General features: G+C 67.7%; 8 protein-coding genes. 6 read left to right on the top strand and 2 right to left on the bottom strand.

Features of this window, described 5'->3' with window-relative positions:
* Positions 1-647, bottom strand: a 647-nt coding sequence (locus KBW98_RS17775; protein ID WP_211521497.1) for a hypothetical protein, incomplete at its 3' end; no start/stop codon positions are given.
* A gap of 99 nt (positions 648-746) precedes the next feature.
* Here KBW98_RS17775 and KBW98_RS17770 point away from each other — a divergent pair.
* Both KBW98_RS17770 and KBW98_RS17765 read left to right on the top strand, forming a co-directional pair.
* Complete coding sequence (locus KBW98_RS17770) at positions 747-1,673, top strand: aldo/keto reductase (RefSeq protein ID WP_211521496.1); 927 nt, start codon at positions 747-749, stop codon at positions 1,671-1,673.
* Complete coding sequence (locus tag KBW98_RS17765; protein WP_211521495.1) at positions 1,670-2,356, top strand: DUF6064 family protein; 687 nt, start codon at positions 1,670-1,672, stop codon at positions 2,354-2,356. The genes KBW98_RS17770 and KBW98_RS17765 overlap by 4 nt, the downstream gene beginning before the upstream one ends.
* Here the strand turns inward: KBW98_RS17765 and KBW98_RS17760 are convergent.
* Positions 2,328-3,443 (bottom strand): succinylglutamate desuccinylase/aspartoacylase family protein, encoded by a 1,116-nt coding sequence (locus KBW98_RS17760; RefSeq protein WP_211521494.1) that lies wholly within the window; start codon positions 3,441-3,443, stop codon positions 2,328-2,330. The two genes, KBW98_RS17765 and KBW98_RS17760, sit on opposite strands and share 29 nt — an antisense overlap.
* A 180-nt stretch (positions 3,444-3,623) precedes the next feature.
* Between KBW98_RS17760 and trmB the strand changes: the two genes are divergently transcribed.
* The 4 genes from trmB to KBW98_RS17740 all read left to right on the top strand — a co-directional run bounded on the left by trmB (position 3,624) and on the right by KBW98_RS17740 (position 6,769).
* A complete protein-coding gene (gene trmB, locus KBW98_RS17755) occupies positions 3,624-4,304 on the top strand; it encodes a tRNA (guanosine(46)-N7)-methyltransferase TrmB (RefSeq protein WP_211521493.1) in 681 nt (226 codons plus the stop codon).
* A gap of 132 nt (positions 4,305-4,436) precedes the next feature.
* Positions 4,437-5,651, top strand: coding sequence for a sensor histidine kinase (locus KBW98_RS17750; RefSeq protein WP_211521492.1), 1,215 nt, complete (start codon positions 4,437-4,439; stop codon positions 5,649-5,651).
* On the top strand, positions 5,648-6,397 hold the full coding sequence (locus KBW98_RS17745) for a LytTR family DNA-binding domain-containing protein (RefSeq protein ID WP_211521491.1): 750 nt from the start codon (positions 5,648-5,650) through the stop codon (positions 6,395-6,397). Before KBW98_RS17750 ends, KBW98_RS17745 begins: the two co-directional genes overlap by 4 nt.
* 207 nt (positions 6,398-6,604) lie before the next feature.
* Positions 6,605-6,769 (top strand): class IIb bacteriocin, lactobin A/cerein 7B family, encoded by a 165-nt coding sequence (locus KBW98_RS17740; RefSeq protein ID WP_211521490.1) that lies wholly within the window; start codon positions 6,605-6,607, stop codon positions 6,767-6,769.
* Positions 6,770-6,960 lie beyond the last annotated feature (191 nt).

Genomic DNA, 6,960 nt, shown 5'->3' with positions numbered 1-6,960 from the left:
GGCCGCGCAAAGCCGGCGCCGGCATCCGCCGAGCGCGCGAGCCACAGCGCGCCGTCGAATTCGGTCCATGCGGCGGCGACCGCGCCGTCGCCCGCCACCGCCAGGTCCAGGCTGCCGTTGGACCAGGTGGCGCGGTCCAGGCGGCCCTTGCCGTCGCCGCCGCGCGAGCGGGACAGGTTGAGGGGCGGGCCGAAGCTGCGCCCCTTGTCGGTGGAGCGCGCGAACAGGATGTCGCCGCCGTGCGAGCCGCCCGAGAAGATGATCTCCTGCCAGAGCAGATAGACATGCTCCCTGCGGGCCGCAACGCGCGGATGCCAGGAAAAGGTGGCGCCGGAGCGCGACACGTTGATTGCTTCGGCGCCGGGGATGGTCCGGAACAGCACGTCCTTGCGGCGCTGGTCAGCCCAGGCGACGCCGAGCCCGGCGCCATCGAGCCAGGCGACGGCGCCATCGTCGACGTAGTCGTAATGCGATGCGTTCTGCCGCCACGGTCCCTTCGTGCCACCGCCGGTTGCGACCGTGACGGCCTCCTGCCATGCGATGCGGGGCAATGGCGCGCCCTGGACCGCAGCCCAGGCCAGCAGCGCCACGATCCAGAGCGCGGTGGCGCCCGCCAGGCGCGGCAGGGGACGGGAGGCGGAGGACATGGCGATCTCCATAGGACACGAGGACGCTGGACAGCGCCGCGGCGTGCGCGGCCGAGGTATGCTGCATCCTACGCGCCGCATCTGGAAAGGAGCGCCCGCATGGGCCCACGTCTGCCGTCCCGCCGCCGTCTGCTGGAAACCCTGCTGGCCCTGCCCGCCGGCCTGGCGCTGCCCGCGCTGCCGGCGTCAGGCAGCGCTCCCTTGCCGCTCCTGGTCCGGCCCCTGCCGTCTTCCGGCGAAGCGCTGCCGCTCGTCGGCCTGGGCAGCTGGATCACCTTCAATGTCGGCCGCGATCCGCAGGGACGGGCCGCGAGCGCCGCCGTGATGCGCGCCTTTTTCGACGGCGGCGGCCGCATGATCGATTCCTCGCCCATGTACGGTTCGGCGCAGGAGGTGATCGGCGAGGCGCTGCGCGCCATCAGGCCGGCGCGCCTGTTCGCCGCGGACAAGGTGTGGACCGCCGCCGACGGCCCGGACCAGATCGAGACCTCGCGCCGGCGCTGGGGCGTGGCCCGCTTCGACCTGCTCCAGGTGCACAACCTGCTGGCCTGGGAAGCGCACCTGCCGCTCCTGCTGGCGATGAAGCGCGCAGGACGCCTGCGCTACGTCGGCATCACGACTTCGGAAGGGCGGCGCCACGCCGAGGTCGAGAGGATCATGGCCAGCCAGCCGATCGACTTCGTGCAGGTGTCGTACAACGCGCTGGACAGGGATGTCGAGCGGCGCATCCTGCCGCTGGCACGCGAGCGCCGCATCGGCGTGATCGTCAACCGGCCCTTCCGCCAGGGCGACCTGACCCAGGCGCTGGCCGGCAAGCCCTTGCCCGGCTGGGCGGCCGACATCGGCTGCACCAGCTGGGCCCAGGCGCTGCTCAAGTTCATCGTCGCCCACCCGGCCGTCAGCTGCGCGATTCCGGCCACCACCAGCGTGGCCCACGTGCGCGAGAACCTGCTGGCCGGCGCCGGCCGCCTGCCCGACGAAGCCCTGCGCAAGCGCATTGCGCAAGATGTCGAAAGGCTGGCATGAGCGAATGGTGGACCTATACGCTGTCGGACCTGCTGATGTTCTCGGCGCGAAGCTACCATCGCCTGTTCGAGCTGTACAACCAGGACATCTGGCCGGCCCAGATCGTGGCGCTGCTGGCCGGGCTGGCCATGCTGGCCGGTGCGGTGGGCGGCGGCGCGCGGCCCTCGCGGATCGCCGCGCTGCTGCTGGGACTGGCCTGGCTGTGGGTCGCCTGGGCCTTCCACCTCGAGCGCTACGCCGCCATCAACACCGCCGCGCCCTGGTTCGCGGCCGGCTTCGTCCTGCAGGGCCTGATGCTGCTGTGGATGGCCGCCAAGCCCATGCCGCGCCTGCTGCGCTTCAACGCCAGTCCCATTTCCTGGCTGGGACTGGGCCTGGTCTGCCTGGCGGTCGGCGCCTACCCGCTGCTGCCCATCCATGAAGGGCGCTACCAGACCCAGGGCGAAGTGTTCGGCGTGGCGCCCGACCCGACGGCGGTGGCGACGCTGGGCATCCTGCTGCTGATGCGCGCGCGCTGGCCCATGTGGGTGGTGCCGGTGGCGTGGTGCGCCATCAGCGGCGCCATCCAGATGGAGCTGCGCGTGCCGCTGGCCTGGCTGCCGGTGACTGCCGCGGCCCTCGCCACCGGCGCCTGGCTGGTCAGGCGCAGCGTGCTCAGCTCGACAGTAGATTCCCGGACCTGAACGATTCCGTCCCGGCCACCTTGCAGATGTGCATCCCGCGCAGCAGGTGGCGGTGCGCGGTGCTGGCGAACAGCAGGCCCGGCCGTGTGGCCGATACCGTGCTCACCTGGCCGCTGACGGGATTGACGATGTCCGCCACCGGTTCGCCCGCCTCGACGGTGTCGCCCAGCTGCTTGTGGAAGACCAGCACGCCCGCGTGCGGCGCCTCCAGCGGCTCGACGGCGTCCAGGGGCGTGGGCGTGCACAGCGCAGGCGGCAGCGCCCGGGTGGGGATGTCGAGCACGCCGGCATGGGCCAGGTACTGGAGCAGGGCGTCGGCATCCTTGCGCGCATAGTCGTAGCGCACGTCCATCTCGCCGCGCAGTTCGACGGTGACGGCGACGCAGGCCGGCGGAATGGCGGCCTCCTTGAAGTGCTCGGCCAGGTCCCACCACGGCCTGCCGCAGGCTTCGTCGAAGGGCTCGCCGCCGGACTGGGTGGCCACCAGCACCACGCGCGCGCCCATCAGCGCCGCCAGCGGCTGCACCGCCCCGGTCAGCGGCGTGCCGGCATACATGTGCAGCACCGCCTCATTGTCGCAATGCAGGTCGAGCATGATGTCGGCGTCGATGGCCATGCCCAGCAGGATTTTCTTGAGGGTCCCGGTGGCGTCCTTGACCTTCCACTCGGCCACCGAGCGCAGCGCGTGCTGGCGGATCAGCGCGACGTTGGCCTGGGCGTCCCGGCCGAGGCGGCCGGCCAGCGCCTGCTTGAGCTCGTCCGTCACGTGGTGGTAGGCGCGGTTGAAGTTGACCCCGGTGCCCAGGTCGTAGCGGCCGAAGGGCGTGCCGTGCACGAGCTGCGACAGGCCGAGCGGATTGGCCACCGGCACCAGGATCACTTCTCCCTTGACCCGGCCCGCGGCGTCGAGCCGTTCCAGCTCCTGGCGCAGGAAGTGGGCCACCAGCATGGCCGGCACCTCGTCGGCGTGCAGCGAGGCCTGGATGTAGACCTTCTTGCCTGCGCCGCGTTTGCCGTAGTGGTAGGAAGTCAGGTGGGCGGTGGTGACGTTGTCGTCGGTGGCGATCGGGTGTTTCGTCATGTGCATGGGCGGGCTCCGGCAAGCGGCATTGGCATCGATACCCGCGATTATGGCCGAATCGCGCCCGCCGGAACGCACGCCCGAATGGCTGGCGCGCCGGGTACCTGGGCTATAATGACAGCCGTTTTTTCCTCATTCTCTTTCCCCATGTCTTCTGATACGCCAACCGACGGCCCGGCGCGGCCCATGCTTTACGATCCCACCGAACACCGCATCCGCAGCTTCGTGACGCGTGCCGGCCGGCTCTCGACCGGGCAGGCGCGGGCGCTGGAGGAACTCGGTCCGAAGTTCCTGATCGAGTACAAGAAGGCGCCGCTGGACCTGGCCCAGGCCTTCGGCCGCCAGGCCCCGGTGGTGCTGGAAATCGGCTTCGGCATGGGCGACACCACGGCACACATCGCGCGCCTGATGCCGGAAACGGACTTCCTCGGCGTCGAAGTGCACACCCCGGGCGTGGGCAGCCTGCTCAAGCAGATCGGCGAGCAGGACATCGCCAACCTGCGCCTGATCCAGCACGACGTGGTCGAAGTGCTCAACTTCATGATCGCGGACGGTGCGCTGCACGGCGTGCACGTGTTCTTCCCGGACCCGTGGCACAAGGCGCGCCACAACAAGCGCCGCCTGATCCAGCCGGCCTTCGTCAAGCTGCTGTGCCAGAAGCTGGCGCCGGGCGGCTATATTCACCTGGCCACCGACTGGGAAGACTATGCGGTGCAGATGCTGGAAGTGCTGGGCGCCGAGCCGCAGTTGCAGAACACCGCCGAAGGCTATGCGCCGCAGCCGGCCTACCGCCCGCTGACCAAGTTCGAGAACCGCGGCCTGAAGCTGGGCCACGGCGTCTGGGACCTGGTCTTCACGCGCAAGTAAGCTCCTTTCCATCAAGGCGGATCGTCGTTCGGACGTCCGCCTTCGTCGTTCGTCATCCTCCGCTGTATCGTTCCTCCCTGCTTTCCTAGACTGGGTTCATTGCTATACATTAATGAACTTAGGGAGGTAATCATGTTGCTGCGCGCCATACGGTGGTACCGGAAGTGGGAAGACGAGGTCCTGGCCGTGCTCAAGCAGCCGGAGCTGGCTGCGGATGCGCCTGGCGGATACCGGCGCGACATGGCGGAGCGCCTTGCCACGCTCTCTCCCCTCGAGCGCCGGGAGCTGTATGACTTCTCCACGCAATACCGGGGGCGCAAGGGCGTCCTGCTGATCGTCAAGATGATGCTGGCCTTCAGTCTGGGCGGCGTCTTCCTCAAGCTCGTCCTGAAGCCCCAGCTCGACTGGCTCGCGGCGCTGGTCGCCGCCAATCTCCTCGGCCTGTTCATGGCCTTCATGCTGGTCGGCGTGTGGTTCAACTACCGCAGGGTGGCCCAGGCCAAGATGAAGATGTTCCTCGCCGTGGTCGGCCTCGGCTTTGCGGGCGGCCTGGCCGGTATGGCGATCAGCACGTTCGTGCGCGGGAAGTCCGTCGAGGCGGCGCTCGAGCACCTGCCGCATGACGTGGCGCTGATTCTGGTCATCCCGGCCGTGCTGTTCGCCCTGCCTTCGCTCGCCATCGCCGTCATCCGCAACCGGCGCTACGAAACCTTGACCGCCCAGCTGCAGGAGCAAGCCGAGCGCGAACGCCTGGCGCGCGAACTCAGCGAGTCCCAGCTGCGCCTGCTGCGCGCCCAGATCGAGCCGCACTTCCTGTTCAACACACTGGGTGCGGTCCAGCAGCTGGCCGAGCAGGGCGCACCGCGGGCCGCGGCGCTGACCGCCGACCTGATCGACTTCCTGCGCGCCAGCCTGAGCGACATGCGCACCGAGCAGGTCAGCCTGCAGGCCGAGTTCCGCCTGGTCGAATCCTACCTGCGCGTGATGGAGGCGCGCCTGGGCGGCCGCCTGCGCTACGAGCTGTCCTTGCCCGACGCGCTGGCGCATGTGCAACTACCCAGCATGATCGTGCTGACCCTGGCCGAGAACGCGATCAAGCACGGCATCGAGCCGGCGCTGCGCGGCGGCACGATCCGGGTGACGGCCGAGGACGCGGGCTCCGCCATCCGTATCCGGGTGCGCGACAGCGGCGTCGGCATGAGCGTCACGCCTGGCCACGGGCTGGGGCTGGACAACATCCGCCACCGCCTGCGCCTGGCCTTCGGCGACGCCGCCGGCCTGGCGCTGTACGACGCCGATCCCGGTTTCGAAGCCGACATCACCATCCCCAAACCGGAGGCAGCATGAGCATCAGGATCCTGGTCGCCGAAGACGAACCCCTGATGCGCGAGCGCCTGCTCGGCATGCTGCCGCAGGCCTGGCCGGAGGCCGAGGTGGTGGCGGTCGCCGAGAACGGCAACGACGCCTGGGACGCCTTCCTGGAACACGAACCGCAGGTGGTCTTCCTCGACATCCGCATGCCCGGCATGTCGGGGCTGGAGGTGGCGGACCGCATCGGCAAGCTGGCCCACGTGGTCTTCGTCACCGCCTACGACCAGTATGCGGTGGACGCCTTCGACGCCGGCGCCATCGACTACCTGCTCAAGCCGGTGCAGCCGGGACGCCTGGACCGCGCGGTGGCGCGCCTGCGCGAGAAGCTGGGCAGCCGTCCGGCCGATCTGGGCGACGTGCTGCGCCAGCTGAAGGCGGACGCGCCCGAGCAGAAAACGGAAAAGCTCAAGTGGATCAAGGCCAGCGTCGGCAAGCAGATCCGCCTGATCGACGTGGACGAGGTGCTGTTCTTCCAGGCCGATACCAAGTACACGCGGGTGGTGCTGGCCGGTTCGGAAGCGCTGGTGCGCATTCCGCTGAAGGATTTATTGAGCGGGCTGGACCGCGAGCGCTTCTGGCAGATCCACCGCGGGACCCTGGTGAACGTGAACGCCATCGCGGCGGCCGAGCGGATCGACGCGGAACGGATGCAGGTGCTGCTGCGCGGGAGCGACGAAAAGTTGCCGGTGAGCCGGACCTTCACCCATCTGTTCCGGGATTGAGCGAGCCCCGCCCCGGAGCTTCAATTATCGTCATGGGATGATCATGCGCCCTTGATATTAGCAACAGCGATTTTGCGGTTTATGCTGGGAAAATAAAATGAATGCCCGCGTTTACTTTCCAATTTTAGCTCCGCATAATCGTTCGTGACCAATCGCAATAACTGGTCCATTTATGCAATATTAATTTCTAATAATCGGGGACATTTCATGAATAAGGCAACGCAAGCGAATTTCGCAAACCAGTCGATGTGCGAAATGACCGCACAGGAAATCGACGCCGTATCCGGCGGTCTCGCACCGATCGTGTTTATCGCGGTCGCGGCCGGCGTGTACGCGGGCTACGACTTCGTGCTCCGTTACTATAATCAGTAAGCAAAGAATATAAGGCCGTCCGGCGGCTTTTACTCAAGGGGCGGAAATGCGATGCGTGTCGCATCTTCGCCTCTTCTTCCTGTCGATATCAGCTTTGGCGGACGGCACGGAGATATACCGGACAACAGGATCGCCGCATGGAATACGCAGGCAGATATTCCAGAAATGCCGGCCTATCTGAAAGCTATAAT

It is taken from the genome of Massilia sp. ST3 (assembly GCF_018119405.1).
GTDB lineage: Bacteria > Pseudomonadota > Gammaproteobacteria > Burkholderiales > Burkholderiaceae_D > Telluria.
The sequence above is the reverse complement of the archived record's forward strand: the minus strand, read 5'-3'. Positions and strand labels throughout refer to the sequence as shown.

What these genes read in the sequence shown, in the direction of transcription:
- KBW98_RS17770 (WP_211521496.1), top strand. Translation starts at nt 747, where the DNA reads ATGGGCCCACGTCTGCCGTCCCGCCGCCGTCTGCTGGAAACCCTGCTG.
- KBW98_RS17765 (WP_211521495.1), top strand. Translation starts at nt 1,670, where the DNA reads ATGAGCGAATGGTGGACCTATACGCTGTCGGACCTGCTGATGTTCTCG.
- KBW98_RS17760 (WP_211521494.1), bottom strand. Translation starts at nt 3,443, where the DNA reads ATGCACATGACGAAACACCCGATCGCCACCGACGACAACGTCACCACC.
- trmB (WP_211521493.1), top strand. Translation starts at nt 3,624, where the DNA reads ATGCTTTACGATCCCACCGAACACCGCATCCGCAGCTTCGTGACGCGT.
- KBW98_RS17750 (WP_211521492.1), top strand. Translation starts at nt 4,437, where the DNA reads ATGTTGCTGCGCGCCATACGGTGGTACCGGAAGTGGGAAGACGAGGTC.
- KBW98_RS17745 (WP_211521491.1), top strand. Translation starts at nt 5,648, where the DNA reads ATGAGCATCAGGATCCTGGTCGCCGAAGACGAACCCCTGATGCGCGAG.
- KBW98_RS17740 (WP_211521490.1), top strand. Translation starts at nt 6,605, where the DNA reads ATGAATAAGGCAACGCAAGCGAATTTCGCAAACCAGTCGATGTGCGAA.